This is a genomic window from Massilia sp. IC2-278 (assembly GCF_020708045.1).
Taxonomy (GTDB): Bacteria; Pseudomonadota; Gammaproteobacteria; order Burkholderiales; family Burkholderiaceae_D; genus Telluria.
Window position 1 is genome coordinate 152,783 of the sequence record NZ_JAJFES010000005.1, and the last position, 16,904, is coordinate 169,686.

Consider the following 16,904-nt stretch of genomic DNA (forward strand, 5'->3'; position numbering starts at 1 on the left):
CCTGGGTAACGGAGCACGCACGAACCGATCCGGTTCGTGCGTGCTCCGAGCATGATCCCTCTTACAGATTGCCGCGCAGCGTCACCGACACGTTGCGCGGGTCGCCGTAGTAGTAGCCGATGCCGGTCGGGGCGAATTTCTTGTAGTAGACCTTGTCGAACAGGTTGTTGGCATTGACCTGCAGCGCCAGGTTCTTGTTGAAGCGGTAGCTCAGCATGGCGTTCGCCACCGTGTAGCCGCCCTGGCGCGAGGTGAGCGCCCCCGAGCGCACGAAGCTGTCGCTCTGCGCCTGCACGCCGCCGCCCACGCTCAGGCCCGGCGCCAGCGCGTCGAGCTTGTAGGTGGCGAACACGCGCAGCTGGTGCTTCGGATCGATGCTGCGCAGCGGCTGGCCGGTGTTCGCGGCCGTGTCGAGGACGTAGCGGGTACGGGTGTTCGTGTAGCCGCCAAAGATTTGCAGGCCGGGCAGCAGTTCGCCCGACAGCTCGGCCTCCCAGCCCTCGCTGCGCTGCTTGCCGCCGGCCACGCGGCAGTAACCGCTGGTGAAGTAAGGCAGGCAGGGATTGATCGAGCCCGTGTCCTCGACCGCGCGGCCGACGTTCTCGATGCGGAACAGGCCGGCCGAGGCATTCAGGGCGCCGCCGAAGAACGCGCCTTTCAGGCCGAGCTCATAGTCTTCGCCGCGGATCGGGTCGAGGATCTCGCCTTGCGCGTCGCGCACGTTCTGCGGCGTGAAGATCTCGGTGTAGCTGGCGTAGGCGCTGAGGTTCTTCGACACGTCGTACACCAGGCCGAAGAACGGCGTCACTTCGCGCGTGACCTTGTAGTTGCTGGTGGGGCTGCCGTGCGAATCGTATTCCCACCAGCTCAGGCGCGCGCCGACCAGGCCTTGCAGCGAATCGAGCAGCGACAGCTGGAAGGTGCCGAAGGCGCCCTGCTGGGTGGTGACGTTCGGGCGCGTTGGCGCGGCCGAGATCGGCACATCGCGCTCGGGATAGCTGCTTGCCGGGTCCCAGTTGCGGATGTCCACGGTCAGCGGATACAGGTTGCCGGCACCCCAGCTCTCGACGGCGTCGTTGCGCACGCGCTCCAGGCCGACGGTCAGCTCGTGCTTGCGGCCAAAGGCCGTGAACGGGCCGTGGGCAATCAGCGTCATCGCGTTCTGCTTGCTCTCGTTGCCGATGTACTCGGCCGTGGTCACCGTCATCAGGTAGGGATCGGTGGCGCCGGCCGGGCGCGCAAAATAAGTCTGCTTGAAGTCCTTCAGGTCGAGGTGGGTGTAGGCCGCGCTGGCCTTGACGGTCCAGTCGTTGTCGAAGCGGTGTTCCAGCGCCAGCAGGGCCTGCTCATTGGTGCGGTTCCACTTGTTCCAGTCCGAACCGAGGTAAGTGGAACGCGGCAGGTCCAGCGGCGTGCCGTCCAGCTTGCCCGGCAGGCCGCCCCAGGCGCCGGTGGCGTCCAGGCCGGTGTACTGCAGGCTGCCGGTGAGCGTGGTGCGCTCGCCCAGGTCGGCTTCGACCACGCCGTACAGCACTTCACGGTCTTCCTGCTTGGCGTCCTGGAAGAACTCCTTTTTATCCTTCACCGCCACCACGCGCCCGCGTACCGAACCCGATGCATTCAGCGGGCTGGAGATGTCGGCTTCCACGCGGCGGCGATCCCAGGAGCCGAGGGTCAGCGCACCGGAGGCCTGGAAGGCGCGGGTCGGACGCTTGCGCACCATGTTCACCGTGGCCGACGGGTTGCCTGCGCCGCGCAGCATGCCGGACGCGCCGCGCAGCACCTCGACCTGCTCCAGCACGGCGGTGTCGGGCTGGACGAAGGCCGAGCCGCCCTGGTTGATGGTCAGGCCGTCGACCTGCAGGGCGTCGATCTGGTAGCCGCGCGAGAAATAGGTCACGCGTTCGCTGTCGACGTAATCGACTGTCACGCCCGGCGTGTTCTGCAGCACGTCGTGCAGGTCTAGCAGGTTGCGCGCGTCGAGGAATTCGCGGGTCAGCACCGTCACCGGCTGCGGGATCTCGCGCAGGTCGTCGGCGCCCCTGAACACCGAGGCCGAGCGCGCGGCGAACGAGTCCTTGCCCACGGCCTTGCCGCTCACGTTCACCACCGCCGGCGCAGCCTCGGCGGCCTCCTCGGCCGTGGCATGGTCGGGCGACGGCCCCTGCGCCAGCACGGCCAGCGGAGACAGCAGCACGACGCTTGCGCACAGCAGTTTCGCCCGGCGTGCGCCGGGGGTGAGTGGAACGAGGACTGGGGGCTGAACGCGCGGCATCGATGCTTCCTTTTTGCTGGTTTGTAAATGAGAATGATTCGCATTATAATTCTCATCGACGAATTGTTGCAATGCCACATTTGACGTTGGCATCCAGCCCGACCCGCACACCCACACTCGAAAGCCCGCCATGAAGACACTGCTGCTGCCCGCCCTCCTCGCCTTTGCGGCCCTCGCACCGGCCCAGGCCCACCATCTCTGGATCGAACAGGAGGGCAAGACGGCAACGCTGCAGTTCGGCGAATTCGGCGACAACCTGCGCGAGACCTCGCCCGGCCTGCTCGACAAGTTCATGACGCCGACTGCGACGCTCGTCGGCCCGCGCGGCGAGCAAGCCCTGGCGCTGGAAAAGACGCCGCGCGGCTTCGTGCTGTCGCGCACCGCCACGCCTGGCGAAGCCATCGTGGTGGAAGAAGCGGGCTACCCGTATTTCGAGAACACGCACGACGGCAAGACCACGCGCCTGGCCTGGACCCCGGCAGCGCGCTACGTCACCACCTTCAACGCCCAGGAGCCGAAGCTCACCTTCGACATCGTGCCAACCGGCCAGCAGGGCCAGTTCCGTGTCGTCTACAAGGGCAAGCCGGCGCCGAAGGTCAAGGTGAGCGCGGTGATCCCGAACGGCTGGTCGAAGGAAGCGACCAGCGACGCCGCAGGCCTGGTGCGCTTCGACCTGCCATGGCAGGGCAACTACGTGATCGAGGCCCACTTCGAGGACAAGCAGCCGGGAGCGCGCAACGGCAAGGCCTACGACACGGCCAGCTTCGTCACCGCGCTCTCGTTCACCCACGCGAGCGGCGCGCCCGCCCTGGCGGCCGCCCCGGCTGCGGCCCCGGGCAAGTAATCCTGCGAGCGACCTGACATGACTACCACCGTGGACCTGCGCTACCGCCTGGGCGTGGCGGCGCGCGCCGTGGCCGCCATCGGCGGCGGCTACCTGCTGGCCGCCGTCGCCTCGACCCTGCTGGCGGTGCTGCTGACGCTGCTGCTGCCGCTGTCGCGCGCCGATGCCGTCACCCTCGCCACCATGCTCGCCTTTGTGATCTATCCCTGCGCTGTGCTGTGGGTGTTCGCCACCGCCAGCGCCGGCCGCGCCTGGGCCGGCATCCTCGGCGCCAGCGCCCTGCTCGGCGGCCTGCTGTGGCTGACGGGGAGCCTGGCATGAGGGAGGGACTGCGCCAATCGATGGCCTGGCTGCACACCTGGTCGGGCCTGCTCGTATGCTGGGTGCTGCTGCTGATCTTCATGGGCGGCACCTCGGCCTATTACCGCGACGAGATCACGCTGTGGATGAAGCCGGAATTGCACGCCAGCGCCGCCGCCACCGCGACCCTGCCGCCGGCGGCGATCGCCGCGCACACGGTGGCGGCGCTGCAGGAACGCGCCCCGAAAGCCAACGCCTGGTACATCGGCCTGCCGAACGAGCGCAATCCGGTGGTCCAGGCCAGCTGGACCCTGCCGCCGAAGAAGGGCATGAGCATGGCCGAGCGGCGCGCCGCCTTCCGCAAGCAGAACCTCACGCTCGACCCGGCCACCGGGCGGGAAGTGGCGCAGGCGCGCGACACCCGCGGCGGCGAATTCCTGTACCGGATGCACTTCGACCTGTACTACATGTCGGCCATCCGGGGCCGCTGGATCGTCGGCATCTGTGCCATGTTCATGCTGGTGGCGATCATCAGCGGCGTGATTACGCACAAGCGCATCTTCAAGGACTTCTTCACCTTCCGTCCAAAGAAGGGCCAGCGCTCCTGGCTCGACGCGCACAACGCCACCGCCGTGCTGGCCCTGCCCTTCCACCTGATGATCACCTATACCGGCATCGTGACGCTGATGTTCATGTACATGGAGGCGCCGACGAAAGCCATCTACAAGGGCGACCAGCAAACCATGTTCGCCGAGGTCTTCCCGGACAACGAACGCGTGAAGCCGGCCAGGGTCGCGGCGCCGCTGGCCGACCTTGGCCCGATGCTGGCCCAGGCCCAGGCGGCATGGGGCCAGCCGGTCTCGCGCATCGTCGTCAGCCAGCCGAACGACGCCAACGCCACCGTGCAGCTGGTGCGGCCCGCGGGGAGGCAGCTGTCGAACGTCGAGCCGTCGATGACCTTCAACGGCGTCACCGGCGCGCTGATTTCCTCGACCGGCGAGCCAAGCGGCGTGTCGAGCATGCGCCGCGCCTTCTACGGCCTGCACCTTGCCCACTTCGCCGACACCCTGCTGCGCGCGCTGTTCTTCCTGTGCGGCCTGGCCGGCTGCGCGATGGTCGCCACCGGCGCCCTGCTGTGGGGCGTGAAGGAGCGCCAGAAGTATGCCAAGGTGGTGGCGAAAGGCGGCCGCGTGGGCTTCGGCGTGCGCCTGGTCGACGCCCTGAACATCGGGGCCATCGCCGGCTTGCCGATCGCCTTTGGCGTCTACTTCTGGAGCAACCGCCTGCTGCCGCTGGCCATCGAGAACCGCGCCGCCACGGAGGCCAACTGCTTCTTCATCGCCTGGGGCGCGGCCATGCTGCTGGCCCAAATCAAGCCCTCGCGCGCGATGTGGCGCTTCCAATTGATCGTCGGCGCGCTGCTGCTGTGCGGGGTGCCGCTGCTGAACGCGTTCACGACGAATACCCATCTCGGCGCGACGCTGTTCGGGCCGGCGGGCCTGCGGCCGGTGGCGGCGTTCGACCTGGTGGTCTGCGCACTCGGCGCGCTGCTGGCCTATGCGGCCTGGTGGCTGAAGCGCAAGGAACAAAAGGTGGCGGGCAAGCAGGCCGCGCCGGCGAACGGCACAAGGCTCATCCAGAAGGAGGCGGCATGAACGTCCTGATCCTGGCCGGCGCCCTGCTGGCCTACGGCGGCCTGGCCGCCAACAGCATCTCGCTGGACCGGCATTACGCCGACATCCACGGCCGCGGCGCGGAACCGGCGCCGCGCCAGCGCCGGCTGTACCGCGCCTTCGGCTGGGCGGGCATCCTGCTCTCGCTGGCGGCCTGCGTCGGTGCGCAAGGCTGGCATACCGGGCCGGTACTCTGGTGCGGCGTGCTGACCGCGGCAGCCATCGTGCTGACGCTGCTGCTGCAGTACGCGCCGCGCAAGGCCCTTGTGTTGGCGTGGATCGCCGGAGCCGTGGCGCTGCTGGCCACGGCGGCTGCGCTGATATGAGCGGCGGCGAGCGGATGCATGGCGCGATCATGTCCTGAAATGATCGAAAGCTGTCCGCCCGCCGGTTGCGGCGGGGAGGCCATCCTCGCAAAATAGGGGCGTATACTTCACCATGAAAGGAAGGCCCCGATGAACACCTGTCTGATTGTGATCGATGTCCAGGAATCGTTCCGCCACCGCCCCTACTTCACCGAGGACGGTACCGCGGCCTACCTGGAGGTGCAGAATGCCCTGATCGCCGGCTGCGAGGAACGCGGCATCCCCATCGTCCGGGTCCTGCATACCGACGGCCCGGCGCAGGCGGACAACCCGTTCGCGCTCGAGTCCGGCCATGTGGTGCCGATGCGCGGCCTGCGTGCATTCAGCGCCGCCGCCAGCTTCATCAAGCGCCGCCACAGCGCCCTTGTGGGCACCGGGCTCGATGTCTGGCTCACCGAACAGGGAATCGGGCGCCTGCTCATCAGCGGCATCCGCAGCGAGCAATGCTGCGAAACCACGGCCCGCCATGCATCCGACCTGGGCTGGCAGGTCGCCTACGTCACCGAGGCCACCCACACCTTCGACATGCGCCTGCACGACGACAGCATCCTGCGCACGGCGGACATCAAGTCGCGCACGGCCGCCGTGCTGGACGGGCGTTTCGCCACCGTGTGCACGGTACAGCAGGCGCTGGCCGGGGCCGCATGATCGACGTGCTGTTCCTGCTGCTGCCGGGCAGCCTGGTCCTCGACTGGGCCGGCCCGGCCGAGGCCCTGCGCATCGCCAATGGATTGATGCGCCAGGGGGGCAAGCCGGAGCCCTTCAGGCTGCGCTTCTGCGCGCCGCAGCCGCAGTCCAGCACCTCGGTCGGCGTGCAGCTGGCCGGTCTCGAAGCGCTGCCCGCCAGGCTGGCGCCGCACGCCAGCTGGCTGGTGCTGGTCGGCCAGGCCGGCCCACGCATCGGCATCGACGCACCCGGCACGCGCGCCCTGCTCGACTGGCTGCGTCCGCTCGCGCCCGCGCTGGCACCCGGCCGGCTCGAACTGGTCACCATCTGCGCCGGCGCCGTGCTGGCCGCCCATGCCGGCCTGCTCGCGGGGCGGCGCGCCACCACCCACCATCATCACCTGGACGAACTGCAAGGCGCGGCGCCGACCTGCGAGGTCGTGCGCAACCGCGTATTCGTCGAAGACGGCGCGGTCTGGAGCAGCGCCGGCGTCACCACCGGCATCGACCTGGTCCTGCACCGCATCGGCGCCGTCTGCGGCCCGGCGCTGGCGGCCCAGGTGGCGCAGACCATGGTGGTAGCCCTGCGCCGCGGCCCGCACGATCCCGAGCTGTCGCCCTTCCTCGCCTACCGCAACCACGTGCATCCGGCGCTGCACCGGGTGCAGGATGCGGTGAGCCAGTCGCCCGGCGCATCCTGGTCGGTGCCGGGCATGGCGGCGGTGGCGCATACCTCGCCCCGTCACCTGACGCGCCTGTTTCTCCAATACGCCGGGGTCGCGCCCCTGCAATACCTGCGGCGCATCCGGCTGGCCGTGGCCCAGACCGCCCTGGCGTCCGGCAACAGCGTGACGCAGGCCGCGGCGGCGGCCGGCTTCAGCTCGGATACCCAGCTGCGCCGCGCCTGGCAGGATTTCGCCCTGCCCGGTACGCCCTCGCGCCCAGGAGGCTGAGCCGGCAGCGCATTGCCGCAAGGGCTCCCGAAGGCGCCGCACAGCCTTTGCGCTGCACCAGAACGTGATGTGTAACCGTCCTTAAGCTGGACAGTGTGAGCTCGTCTACCACCTATTCCTGCGTGGCATGTTGACCGAGCGCACGACACTGAACCAGGAGGAACAAATGCAATCGAGAAATGCAAGCGTCCCCTCGCCGGGACGCCGCCGTTGGCTGCTGTGCCCGATCGCCGCCGCGTGTGCGAGCGTGGCGCTGGCGGGCACCGTTCCTGCCGGCGCGCCGCCGGCCGTGGCCACCTACCGCGTCATTCCCTTGGGCGCCAACGGCGCTGTCGAGGGAATCAACATCAAGGGCCAGGTGGCATTCACCGCATACGAAGGCGACGTTACGCGCGCCCGCTTCTACGATGGGGCCACGGTGCGCGACCTCGGCACTTTCGGCGGCCCGAGCGCCGTAGTCTATGCGCTCAACGACCTGGGGCAAGTGGTCGGCACCGCATCGACCGGGCTCGGCGCGCCCTTTCACGCCTTCCGCTGGAGCCGGCACACCGGGCTGGTCGACCTGAACGCACCCGGCGTCGGCAACTCGATCGCCACCGACATCAACAACAAGGGGCAGGTGGCCGGCATTGCCCGCTTCGGCGGCGTTTTGCCGGAGCGGGCCTTCCGCTGGAGCCCCCACACCGGCATGGTCAACCTCGGCGCGCTCGGCCCCACCTCGGGCTCGAACGCTTTCGGGATCAACGACGCGGGCACGGTCGTTGGCTGGTCGGACGAGGCCCAGGGCCCCAGGCTGACCCAGGTGACCAAATGGCCAGGCGGGGGCGGCGGGCCGATCGCGCTGAACGATTTCCCCAGCATCGCCTCGCTCGCGGAAGACATCAACAACGCCGGCCAGATCGTCGGCAGCGCCGCCTTCGACACCCGTCTCAGCGACCAGGCCTTCATCTGGACGCCGCAAGGCGGCTTGCAGGGCCTGGGTACCGAACCCGCTTTCTTTTCCTGGGCCCGCCGCATCAACGAAAAAGGCCTGGTGATCGGCGGATTGCGGGTGACCCCGGGCGACAGCAACGGCTTCATCTGGAGCCGCGAACATGGCCTGCTCGTGGTCGGCACGCCTGGCGTGGACAGGTCCGACGCGACTGCCCTCAACAACCGCGGACAAGTGCTGGGCTTCCTGAATACCACGAGCTACATCTGGACGCGCGCCAACGGCTTCGTCGACCTCAGTTCGCGCGTCGTCGGCGCCCCGCCCGGGATGACGCTGTTCGGAGGCCTGGCAATCAACGACAAGGGCACGATCGTTGCCGGCACCAACACCGGGACCCTGGTGCTGCTGGTGCCGCACGACGTTCACCACCAGCCGCCGATCGCGGGCGCGGTGAACTTCACCGGGCCCGCGCGTCCCAACTCCCTGCTCTCGTTCGCGGCCGGCTTCACCGACGTCGACACGGGCGACACGCACACGGCCGTCTGGTCCTGGGGCGATGGCGGCAGCACCGCCGGCACTGTCAGCAGCAAGAACGGCACGGGCAGCGTCAGCGGCCAGCACGCATACCGCAAGAGCGGCATCTACACGGTGCGCCTGACCCTGACGGACAGCGGCGGCAAGCGCAGCACGGTCGAGCGCAAGGTCGTTATCTGCGCGGGGCAGTCTGCCGTCATCAGCGGCGAAGGCACGTTTGCCGCAGCCGCCTTTGGCACGGGACCTGGCGCACGCAAGGCATCGATCGGCAGCTTCGCCTTCCTGTCGGAAGGACCGGGGGCGGGCCAGGGCCAGGTCCACGTCAACGTGGGCGGCCTGGCCCTGCGCAGCAGCGCGGTCGATGCGGTCACGGTCGACGGCGCACGCATCCGCTACAGCGGACGCGCCACGGTCAACGGCAACGCCGGGTATCGCTTCGTCCTGACGGCAACCCGCAGCGTGAAGAGCGGCGGCAAGGACAGTATCCACGTGCGCATCGTGCACACCGAACCGGGCACGAATGCCGAGGTGGTGGACTACGATAACGGGACGGTGACTGCGGGCGCCGCCGGTGCAACAGGGGCAGCGGGGGGCATGGTGATCGAAGGGAGGATCGCCTCCGCCTCCAACTGACGAAGGCGGGAACGGCCGGGGCGCCGCGCAGCCTTGTCGGTGGGCTGCGCGGTGTCCCGCATCAGTCGAACTTCGAGAAGTCCGGCTTGCGCTTCTGGAAGAAGGCGGTGAACGCTTCCTTCGCCTCGGCACCGACCAGCATGGCGCTGAACTGCTTGTTCTCGACGCCGATGGTCTCCGCCACGATGCCTGCGCGCGGGCGCTTCATCAGGGCCTTGGTGGCGCGGATCGAGGCGGCAGGCAGGGCGACCAGCTTGGCGGCTTGGCCCTGGGCGAATGCCAGCAGTTCGGCGGCCGGCAGCACGCGCGCGACGATGCCCATCTCGAAGGCTTCCTGGGCGCCGAACGCTTCGCCCAGCATCAGCTTTTCAGCGGCGCGGGTATAGCCGGCGGCTTGCGCGACCAGCAGCGAGGACGCGAATTCCGGGCACAGGCCGAGCTGGGTGAACGGCATCGAGAACTTGGCGTTGTCGGCGGCATAGACCAGGTCGCAGTGCATCAGCATCGTGGTGCCGATGCCGACGGCGGCGCCGGCCACGGCGGCCACCACCGGCTTGGTGCAGCCTTCCAGGGCTTTCATGAACTGGAATACCGGGCGGTCTTCGGTCATGGCGCCTTCGCCGGTGTTGTTCAGGAAGTCGTCGAGGTCGTTACCGGCGGTGAAGATTTCCGGCTTGCCGGCGATGAGGACGGCGCGCACTTGCGGGTCTTGTTCGGCGTCCAGCAGGGCGTCGGCCATGGTCTGGTACATGGCGCCGGTGATGGCGTTCTTGCGCTCGAGGCGGTCGAATTCGATGGTGAGGATGCCGTTTTGTTTATTCGTCTGGATCGTCATTTTTTCAGTCTCCGGGGTGTTTTGGGGGCACGAAAGACAGCGTGGGCACAGGTGCCCACCCTACGGTTGCACGTGTGCCCACGCTGTGATGTCGGGCGGCTGCATTACTGCGCCGCCCTCTTCGATTAAACGCGCTCGATGATACCAGCCGCGCCCATGCCGGCGCCGACGCACATCGTCACCATGCCGTACTTCAGGTTGTTGCGGCGCAGTGCGTGCACGACGGTCGCGGCGCGGATCGCACCGGTGGCGCCCAGCGGGTGACCCAGGGCGATCGCGCCGCCCATCGGGTTGACCTTCGACGTGTCCAGGCCCAGGTCGCGGATCACGGCCAGCGCCTGTGCGGCGAAGGCTTCGTTCAGCTCGATCCAGTCCAGCTGGTCCTGGGTGATGCCGGCGGCGGCCAGCGCTGCAGGAATCGCCACCTTCGGACCGATGCCCATGATCTCAGGCGGCACGCCGCGCACGGCGAACGACGAGAACTTGGCCAGCGGGGTCAGGTTGTGCTCCTTCAGGATCTTTTCGCTGACGACGATCAGGGCGCCGGCGCCGTCCGACATCTGCGACGAGGTCGCGGCGGTGACGGTGCCTTTCGCGGCGAAGACCGGCTTCAGCTTGGCCATGCCTTCCATGCTGGCGTCGGCGCGCGGGCCTTCGTCGGCATCGACGGTGCGGCGCTTGACCGAGACTTCACCGGTGGCCAGGTTCGGCGTGCGGGTGATGATCTCGACCGGGGTGATCTCGTCCTTGAACAGGCCGGCCTGCTGGGCGGCGATGGCGCGGCGGTGCGATTCCAGGCCAAAGGCGTCCTGGTCTTCGCGCGACACTTTCCATTGCTGGGCGACCTTTTCAGCGGTCAGGCCCATGCCGTAGGCCAGGCCCACGTTCTCGTCCTTGAACGTCTCCATATTAATGGAGGGGTGGTGGCCCATCATCGGCACCATCGACATCGATTCGACGCCGCCGGCGATCATCACGTCGGCTTCGCCAACGCGGATGCGGTCGGCCGCCATGGCCAGGGCGGTGATGCCCGAGGCGCAGTAGCGGTTGACGGTCACGCCGCCCACGGTGTTCGGCAGGCCAGCCAGCACAACCGAGTTACGGGCGATGTTGAAGCCCTGCTCCGCTTCCGGGAACGAGCAGCCGACGATGGCGTCGACGATCAGGGCCGGGTCCAGGTTCGGCACGGCGGCCATGGCGCCGCGGATGGCGTGCACCAGCAGGTCGTCCGGGCGGGTGGTCTTGAACATGCCGCGTGGCGCCTTGCCGATCGGGGTGCGGGTCGCTGCGACGATGTATGCGTCTTGAAGTTGTTTGCTCATGTTGGTCGTCCTGTTGTTCAGCGTTTAGTTGCGCACCGGCTTGCCGGTCTGCATCATGCCCATGATCCGCTCTTGCGTCTTCGGGTTGTTCAGCAGTGCGATGAAGGCCTTGCGCTCCATGTCCAGCAGCCACTGCTCGGACACCACGCTGCCCTGGTCGACGTCGCCGCCGGTCACGATCTCGGCGATGGTGTCGCCCAGGTGGTAGTCGTAGGCCGAGATGAAGCCGCCGTCACGCATGTTGACCAGCTGGCCGCGGATCGTCGCCCAGCCGTAGCGGCCGGTCACGGTCACAGGGCGCTTGGCCGGGGCGCGGTAGCCGGCGTCGAACATGGCGCGCGCCTGGACTTTCGCCACGTGCAGCAGCTCGTAGGCGTTGAAGACGATGATGTCGTCTTCCTTCAGGTAGCCCATCGCCTTGGCTTCCAGTGCCGACTTCGACACCTGCGCGGTGGCCGCGTTGGTAAAACCGGTCTTCAGGAATTGCAGGATGTCGTTGCCCTTCGCTTCGGTAAAGGCGCGCACTGCCGCTTCCTTCAGGCCGCCGCCGGCCGGCACCAGGCCGACGCCGACTTCGACCAGGCCGACGTAGGACTCGATCGAGGCCACGCGCTTCGATGCGTGCAGGGCCAGTTCGCAGCCGCCGCCCAGCGCCAGGCCGGCGACAGCCGCCACCACAGGCACGTTCGAGTACTTCATCTGCATGAAGGTGTCTTGCAGTTCCTTGACGATCGGCTCCATCGCTTTCGCGCCGCCGGTCATGAAGGCCGGCAGGGCCGATTGCAGGTCGGCGCCGGCCGAGAAGGCGCCGCCTTCGGTGGCGTCGGTGTTCCAGATCACCAGGCCCTTGAAGTTGGCTTCCGCTTCCGCCAGGCCGCGCTTGATGCCCTTGATGACGCCGTCACCGATGACGTGCATCTTGGTCTTCAGCGAAATGATCAGGACATCATCGCCGGTATGCCACAGGCGCACCGAGTCGTCCTCGAACACGGTGGTGCCGGCGGTCTTGGCGTCTTGCGCGCCGGCGCCCAGCACTGGCGCACGGAAGGCCTGGCGCTCGTACACAGGCAGGGTCGAACGTGGCACGTAGCTGTTCGATGCGGCCGAATACGAACCTTCGGCGGTGTGCACGCCTTTTTCAGCAACCTGGCCTTCGAAGACCCAGGCTGGCAGCGGCGCATTCGTCAGCGCCTTGCCGGCATCGATGTCTTCCTTGACCCACTGGGCGATCTGCGTCCAGCCGGCGGCTTGCCAGGTCTCGAACGGACCGACGCTCCAGCCGAAGCCCCAGCGCATCGCGAAGTCGACGTCGCGCGCGTTGTCGGCGATGCTGTCGAGGTGGAACGCGATGTAGTGGAAGGCGTCGCGGAAGATCGCCCACAGGAACTGCGCCTGCGGGTTGGTCGATTCGCGCATGGCCTTGAACTTCTTGACCGGGTCTTTTTCTTTCAGGATGCGCGCGACGATGTCGGCCGCTTTCGCACCGCCGGCCACGTATTCGCCGGTGGCAAAGTCGAGGCGTTGAATTTCCTTGCCGACTTTCTTGTAGAAGCCGCCACCGGTCTTCTGGCCCAGGGCGCCCTTCTCGATCAGCTTGGCCAGCACGTCAGGCGTCTTGTACAGGCTGAAGAACGGATCGTCCTGCAGGGTGTCCTGCATGGTCTTGATCACGTGGCCCATCGTGTCCAGGCCGACGACGTCGGCGGTACGGAAGGTGCCCGACTTGGCGCGGCCCAGCTTGGCGCCGGTCAGGTCGTCGACCACGTCCACCGACAGGCCGAACTTCTCGGCTTCGTGGATGGTGGCCAGCATGCCGAAGATGCCGACGCGGTTGGCGATGAAGTTCGGCGTGTCTTTCGCGCGCACGACGCCCTTGCCCAGCACCGAGGTCAGGAAGGTTTCCAGCTGGTCGAGGATGGCCGGATTCGTCGACGTGGTCGGGATCAGCTCGACCAGGTGCATGTAGCGCGGTGGGTTGAAGAAGTGGACGCCGCAGAAGCGCGCCTTCAGTTCTTCATCGAAGCCTTCGGCCAATTTGTTGATCGACAGGCCCGAGGTGTTGGAGGCGAAGATCGCGTTCGGGGCGATGTGTGGAGCGACCTTCTTGTACAGGTCATGCTTCCAGTCCATGCGCTCGGCGATCGCTTCGATGATCAGGTCGCAGCCGGCCAGGACATCCAGGTTGTCTTCGTAGTTGGCGACTTCGATCAGGGCGGCGTCGTCCTTGTTGCCCAGCGGCGCAGGCGACAGCTTCTTCAGGCCTTCGATGGCCTTCAGGACGATGCCGTTCTTGTTGCCTTCTTTTGCCGGCAGGTCGAACAAAACGACAGGCACCTTGGCGTTGACGCAGTGCGCAGCGATCTGCGCGCCCATCACGCCCGCGCCCAGGACGGCGACTTTCTTGACGGTGAAATTGGTCATGGTTTTTATCCCTAGAAGCGGTTAGAACAGGTCGGCGTCGAGCGCCAGCAGGTTGCTTGCGCCCGAACGTGCCTGGCGGATCAGCATCGCGGTTTCCGGGTACAGGCGGGCGAAGTAGAAGCGCGCCGTGTGCAGCTTGGACTCGTAGAACTTGTCGCCGGAATCTTTCTTCTCCAGGGCGATCTTCGCCATTTGTGCGAAGAAGTAAGAGAACACCAGGTGACCGACCACGCGCAGGTAAGGCACGGCAGCGGCGCCGACTTCGTCCTGGTTGGTGAAGGCCTTCATGCCGATTTCCATGGTCAGCTTGGTGACTTTTTCGCCCAGCTCGCCCAGCGGGCTCACGAATTCCGACATCGATTCGTCCAGGCCGTTTTCTTCGACGAAGGCTTTGATCTTTTCGCCGAAGGCGCGCAGCTTGGCGCCGTTGTCCATCAGGATCTTGCGGCCCAGCAGGTCCAGCGACTGCACGGTGTTGGTGCCTTCGTAGATCATGTTGATGCGCGCGTCGCGCACGTACTGCTCCATGCCCCATTCGGCGATGTAGCCGTGGCCGCCGTACACCTGCATGGCTTCCGAGGTGGCGATCCAGCCGTTGTCGGTGATGAAGGCCTTGACGATCGGGGTCAGCAGCGCGACTTCGCCGGCGGCTTCCTTGCGCACGTCTTCGTCAGGGTGGTTCAGTTCGCGGTCGATCTGCAGCGCAACGTACGAGGTCAGCGCGCGTGCGCCTTCGGCGTAGGCTTTAGCCGTCAGCAGCATGCGGCGCACGTCCGGGTGCACGATGATCGGGTCGGCTGGCTTGTCCGGTGCCTTCGGGCCCGACAGGCTACGCATCTGGATGCGGTCTTTCGCGTAGACCAGGGCGTTCTGGTAAGCCACTTCGGTCAGGCCGAGCGACTGCATGCCCACGCCCAGGCGGGCGGCGTTCATGAACACGAACATCGCGTTCAGGCCTTTGTGCGGCTGGCCGATCAGGGTGCCGACGGCGCCGTCCAGGTTCATCTGGCAGGTCGAGTTGCCGTGGATGCCCATCTTTTCTTCGATGGCGCCGCAGAAGATCGGGTTGCGCTCGCCGATCGAACCATCAGCATTCGGCAGGAACTTAGGAACCAGGAACAGCGAGATGCCTTTCGAGCCTTCCGGTGCATCCGGCAGGCGGGCCAGCACCAGGTGGACGATGTTTTCCGACACGTCGTGTTCGCCGGCCGAGATGAAGATCTTCGAGCCGGTGATCTTGTAGGTGCCGTCGCCTTGCGGTTCGGCTTTCGAGCGCAGCAGGCCCAGGTCGGTGCCGCAATGCGCTTCGGTCAGGCACATGGTGCCGGTCCACTCGCCCGAAACCAGCTTCGGCAGGTAGAACTTCTTCTGTTCTTCGGTGCCGTGTTCCTTCAGGCACTCATAGGCGCCGTGCGACAGGCCAGGGTACATGGTCCAGGCCTGGTTGGACGAGTTCAGCATTTCGTAGAACGAATTGTTCAGCGAGACCGGCAGGCCCTGGCCGCCGTATTCCGGATCGCACGCCAGCGCAGCCCAGCCGCCTTCGACGTACTGTTTATAGGCTTCCTTGAAACCCTTCGGGGTGGTCACGGTCTTGGTTTCCGCGTCGAAGTGGCAGCCTTCGCGGTCGCCGGAGTGGTTCAGCGGGAACAGCACTTCCTGCGTGAACTTCGCACCTTCTTCGAGCACCTGGTTGATGATGTCGGCGTCGATTTCCTGGTATGCCGGCAAGTTCTTGAACTCTTCGGTGACGTTGAGGAATTCGTGCAGAACGAACTGCATATCCCGAATTGGCGCGACGTACTGACCCATGGTTTTCTCCTGACGAAGGTAAGATTGTTTGAGACTTGCTAGACGGGCTCAGCCCGCTTGATTGCTTTGAGTGGGATTACGGTAATTCTCGATCAGCCGCACGAAGCCGCGGTTGGCGCGCTCCAGTGCGCCGGGGACGCGCAGGAAACGCGCATCGTGGTGCAAGGCCAGGATCAGCCCGTACATCTCGTAGACCAGCTGGTTGGGATCGGTGCCCGCCTGTAGCGCACCGACGTCGATGCTTTGCTGCACGGCGCGCAGCAGCGCTCCCTGCCAGGCACGCACCATTGCCACCAGCGCTTCGCGGATCGGACCTGGACGGTCATCGTACTCCACTGCGCCACTGATATAGATGCAGCCCGACGCAATTTCTACCGAAACCCGCTTGACCCAGCGTGCGAACATGGATTCCAGGCGCGGCAGGCCGCGCGGCTCCTTGACGCTGGGGAAGAAAACTTCCTGCTCGAAACGGTGGTGGTAGAGCTTGAGCACTTCCATCTGCAGGTCTTCGCGCGAACCGAAGTGCGCGAACACGCCCGATTTGCTCATGTTCATGCGGTCGGCAAGCAGGCCGATGGTCAGGCCTTCCAGACCGTTGCGGCTGGCCAGCTCGAGCGCGACATCGAGGATGGCTGCCCGCGTCTGCTCGCCCTTGCGCATGAATTTGGCTGAAGTGTTGATGACTGTCCCCTGGGTGAATCGAAAAATCCGAACGCTCGTACTATTATCTATCGGCGGGTGAATGTCAAACGGGAACTTAGAGGTGGGGTTCTATTGTGCGGGGGTGAGGATTTGTACGGCTGCGCGAACGGTGGTTGAACGCGTGGACGGCCGAGCCGTCCACCCTACCCCCTCCGTTACACGTAGGGTGGACGGCTAAACCGGACGGGTGGCGCCCATACGGCCGTTGCGCGTCCACGCGTTCAACAACCGCCCGCACGGCAGCAAACCTTCTACTCCCCTGCCCGCGTGATCGCCCGGCGATCCCGCTTGGTCGGCCGTCCCTTGATGCTGCTGCCCGGCTCCGGGAACAGCCTGCGCGCTTCCGTATCGTTCTCGCGCCGGGTTATGCTGTCCTGCGTCTCGCTATATAAAGTGCGCGCAATCGGCGCCCCGCCGCGCTTGTCGGAAATCCCGAGCACCGTCACTTCCCAACGGTCCGAGCCGTTGTCGATAAAAATCTTGTCGTTCAGCTTCACGGCGCGGGCCGGCTTCACCGGCTCGCCGCCGATACGCACCCTGCCACGCTCCACCGCATCGGCCGCCAGCGAGCGCGTCTTGAAGAAGCGCGCTGCCCACAGCCATTTGTCGATGCGTACACTATCGTTTTCCATTGCTTG

The 16,904-nt window shown here is 66.4% G+C and carries 14 protein-coding genes; 7 read left to right on the forward strand and 7 right to left on the reverse strand.

Going from position 1 to position 16,904, the window contains the following annotated elements; translation table 11 throughout:
* Positions 1-61: 61 nt before the first annotated feature.
* Positions 62-2,275, reverse strand: a complete 2,214-nt coding sequence (locus LK540_RS12435) for a TonB-dependent siderophore receptor (RefSeq protein WP_229437617.1) — start codon at positions 2,273-2,275, stop codon at positions 62-64.
* Positions 2,276-2,405: 130 nt separating this feature from the next.
* On the opposite strand from LK540_RS12435, the gene LK540_RS12440 reads away from it, so the two are divergent.
* From LK540_RS12440 to LK540_RS12470, 7 genes are all read left to right on the forward strand, one after another.
* Positions 2,406-3,119 carry a DUF4198 domain-containing protein gene (locus LK540_RS12440; protein ID WP_229437618.1) on the forward strand — a complete coding sequence of 238 codons (714 nt, stop codon included), beginning with the start codon at positions 2,406-2,408 and terminating at the stop codon, positions 3,117-3,119.
* Positions 3,120-3,137: 18 nt separating this feature from the next.
* Positions 3,138-3,440, forward strand: coding sequence for a DUF3649 domain-containing protein (locus LK540_RS12445; protein WP_229437619.1), 303 nt, complete (start codon positions 3,138-3,140; stop codon positions 3,438-3,440).
* Positions 3,437-5,074, forward strand: coding sequence for a PepSY domain-containing protein (locus LK540_RS12450; RefSeq protein ID WP_229437620.1), 1,638 nt, complete (start codon positions 3,437-3,439; stop codon positions 5,072-5,074). Before LK540_RS12445 ends, LK540_RS12450 begins: the two co-directional genes overlap by 4 nt.
* On the forward strand, positions 5,071-5,418 hold the full coding sequence (locus LK540_RS12455; protein WP_229437621.1) for a DUF3325 domain-containing protein: 348 nt from the start codon (positions 5,071-5,073) through the stop codon (positions 5,416-5,418). Before LK540_RS12450 ends, LK540_RS12455 begins: the two co-directional genes overlap by 4 nt.
* Positions 5,419-5,547: 129 nt before the next feature.
* Positions 5,548-6,105, forward strand: a complete 558-nt coding sequence (locus tag LK540_RS12460) for a cysteine hydrolase family protein (RefSeq protein ID WP_229437622.1) — start codon at positions 5,548-5,550, stop codon at positions 6,103-6,105.
* Positions 6,102-7,076, forward strand: coding sequence for a GlxA family transcriptional regulator (locus tag LK540_RS12465; RefSeq protein ID WP_229437623.1), 975 nt, complete (start codon positions 6,102-6,104; stop codon positions 7,074-7,076). The genes LK540_RS12460 and LK540_RS12465 overlap by 4 nt, the downstream gene beginning before the upstream one ends.
* A gap of 166 nt (positions 7,077-7,242) precedes the next feature.
* Positions 7,243-9,174 carry a PKD domain-containing protein gene (locus tag LK540_RS12470; protein ID WP_229437624.1) on the forward strand — a complete coding sequence of 644 codons (1,932 nt, stop codon included), beginning with the start codon at positions 7,243-7,245 and terminating at the stop codon, positions 9,172-9,174.
* A gap of 61 nt (positions 9,175-9,235) precedes the next feature.
* Here LK540_RS12470 and LK540_RS12475 read toward each other — a convergent pair whose 3' ends face one another.
* The 6 genes from LK540_RS12475 to LK540_RS12500 form a co-directional block, all read right to left on the reverse strand.
* Positions 9,236-10,009, reverse strand: a complete 774-nt coding sequence (locus LK540_RS12475; RefSeq protein WP_229437625.1) for an enoyl-CoA hydratase — start codon at positions 10,007-10,009, stop codon at positions 9,236-9,238.
* A gap of 125 nt (positions 10,010-10,134) precedes the next feature.
* A complete protein-coding gene (locus tag LK540_RS12480) occupies positions 10,135-11,331 on the reverse strand; it encodes an acetyl-CoA C-acyltransferase (RefSeq protein WP_229437626.1) in 1,197 nt (398 codons plus the stop codon).
* Positions 11,332-11,355: 24 nt separating this feature from the next.
* A complete protein-coding gene (locus LK540_RS12485; RefSeq protein ID WP_229437627.1) occupies positions 11,356-13,752 on the reverse strand; it encodes a 3-hydroxyacyl-CoA dehydrogenase/enoyl-CoA hydratase family protein in 2,397 nt (798 codons plus the stop codon).
* A 21-nt stretch (positions 13,753-13,773) separates the two neighbouring features.
* On the reverse strand, positions 13,774-15,564 hold the full coding sequence (locus LK540_RS12490) for an acyl-CoA dehydrogenase C-terminal domain-containing protein (RefSeq protein WP_229437628.1): 1,791 nt from the start codon (positions 15,562-15,564) through the stop codon (positions 13,774-13,776).
* Between the two features lie 48 nt (positions 15,565-15,612).
* Positions 15,613-16,224, reverse strand: coding sequence for a TetR/AcrR family transcriptional regulator (locus LK540_RS12495; RefSeq protein WP_229437629.1), 612 nt, complete (start codon positions 16,222-16,224; stop codon positions 15,613-15,615).
* Positions 16,225-16,517: 293 nt separating this feature from the next.
* Entirely contained in the window at positions 16,518-16,898 is a 381-nt protein-coding gene (locus LK540_RS12500; RefSeq protein ID WP_229437630.1) for an RNA-binding S4 domain-containing protein, read from the reverse strand.
* Positions 16,899-16,904 lie beyond the last annotated feature (6 nt).

Bases quoted from the DNA above. Each gene is read 5' to 3' on its own strand.
- LK540_RS12435 (WP_229437617.1), bottom strand. From the start codon at position 2,275: ATGCCGCGCGTTCAGCCCCCAGTCCTCGTTCCACTCACCCCCGGCGCA.
- LK540_RS12440 (WP_229437618.1), top strand. From the start codon at position 2,406: ATGAAGACACTGCTGCTGCCCGCCCTCCTCGCCTTTGCGGCCCTCGCA.
- LK540_RS12445 (WP_229437619.1), top strand. From the start codon at position 3,138: ATGACTACCACCGTGGACCTGCGCTACCGCCTGGGCGTGGCGGCGCGC.
- LK540_RS12450 (WP_229437620.1), top strand. From the start codon at position 3,437: ATGAGGGAGGGACTGCGCCAATCGATGGCCTGGCTGCACACCTGGTCG.
- LK540_RS12455 (WP_229437621.1), top strand. From the start codon at position 5,071: ATGAACGTCCTGATCCTGGCCGGCGCCCTGCTGGCCTACGGCGGCCTG.
- LK540_RS12460 (WP_229437622.1), top strand. From the start codon at position 5,548: ATGAACACCTGTCTGATTGTGATCGATGTCCAGGAATCGTTCCGCCAC.
- LK540_RS12465 (WP_229437623.1), top strand. From the start codon at position 6,102: ATGATCGACGTGCTGTTCCTGCTGCTGCCGGGCAGCCTGGTCCTCGAC.
- LK540_RS12470 (WP_229437624.1), top strand. From the start codon at position 7,243: ATGCAATCGAGAAATGCAAGCGTCCCCTCGCCGGGACGCCGCCGTTGG.
- LK540_RS12475 (WP_229437625.1), bottom strand. From the start codon at position 10,009: ATGACGATCCAGACGAATAAACAAAACGGCATCCTCACCATCGAATTC.
- LK540_RS12480 (WP_229437626.1), bottom strand. From the start codon at position 11,331: ATGAGCAAACAACTTCAAGACGCATACATCGTCGCAGCGACCCGCACC.
- LK540_RS12485 (WP_229437627.1), bottom strand. From the start codon at position 13,752: ATGACCAATTTCACCGTCAAGAAAGTCGCCGTCCTGGGCGCGGGCGTG.
- LK540_RS12490 (WP_229437628.1), bottom strand. From the start codon at position 15,564: ATGGGTCAGTACGTCGCGCCAATTCGGGATATGCAGTTCGTTCTGCAC.
- LK540_RS12495 (WP_229437629.1), bottom strand. From the start codon at position 16,224: ATGCGCAAGGGCGAGCAGACGCGGGCAGCCATCCTCGATGTCGCGCTC.
- LK540_RS12500 (WP_229437630.1), bottom strand. From the start codon at position 16,898: ATGGAAAACGATAGTGTACGCATCGACAAATGGCTGTGGGCAGCGCGC.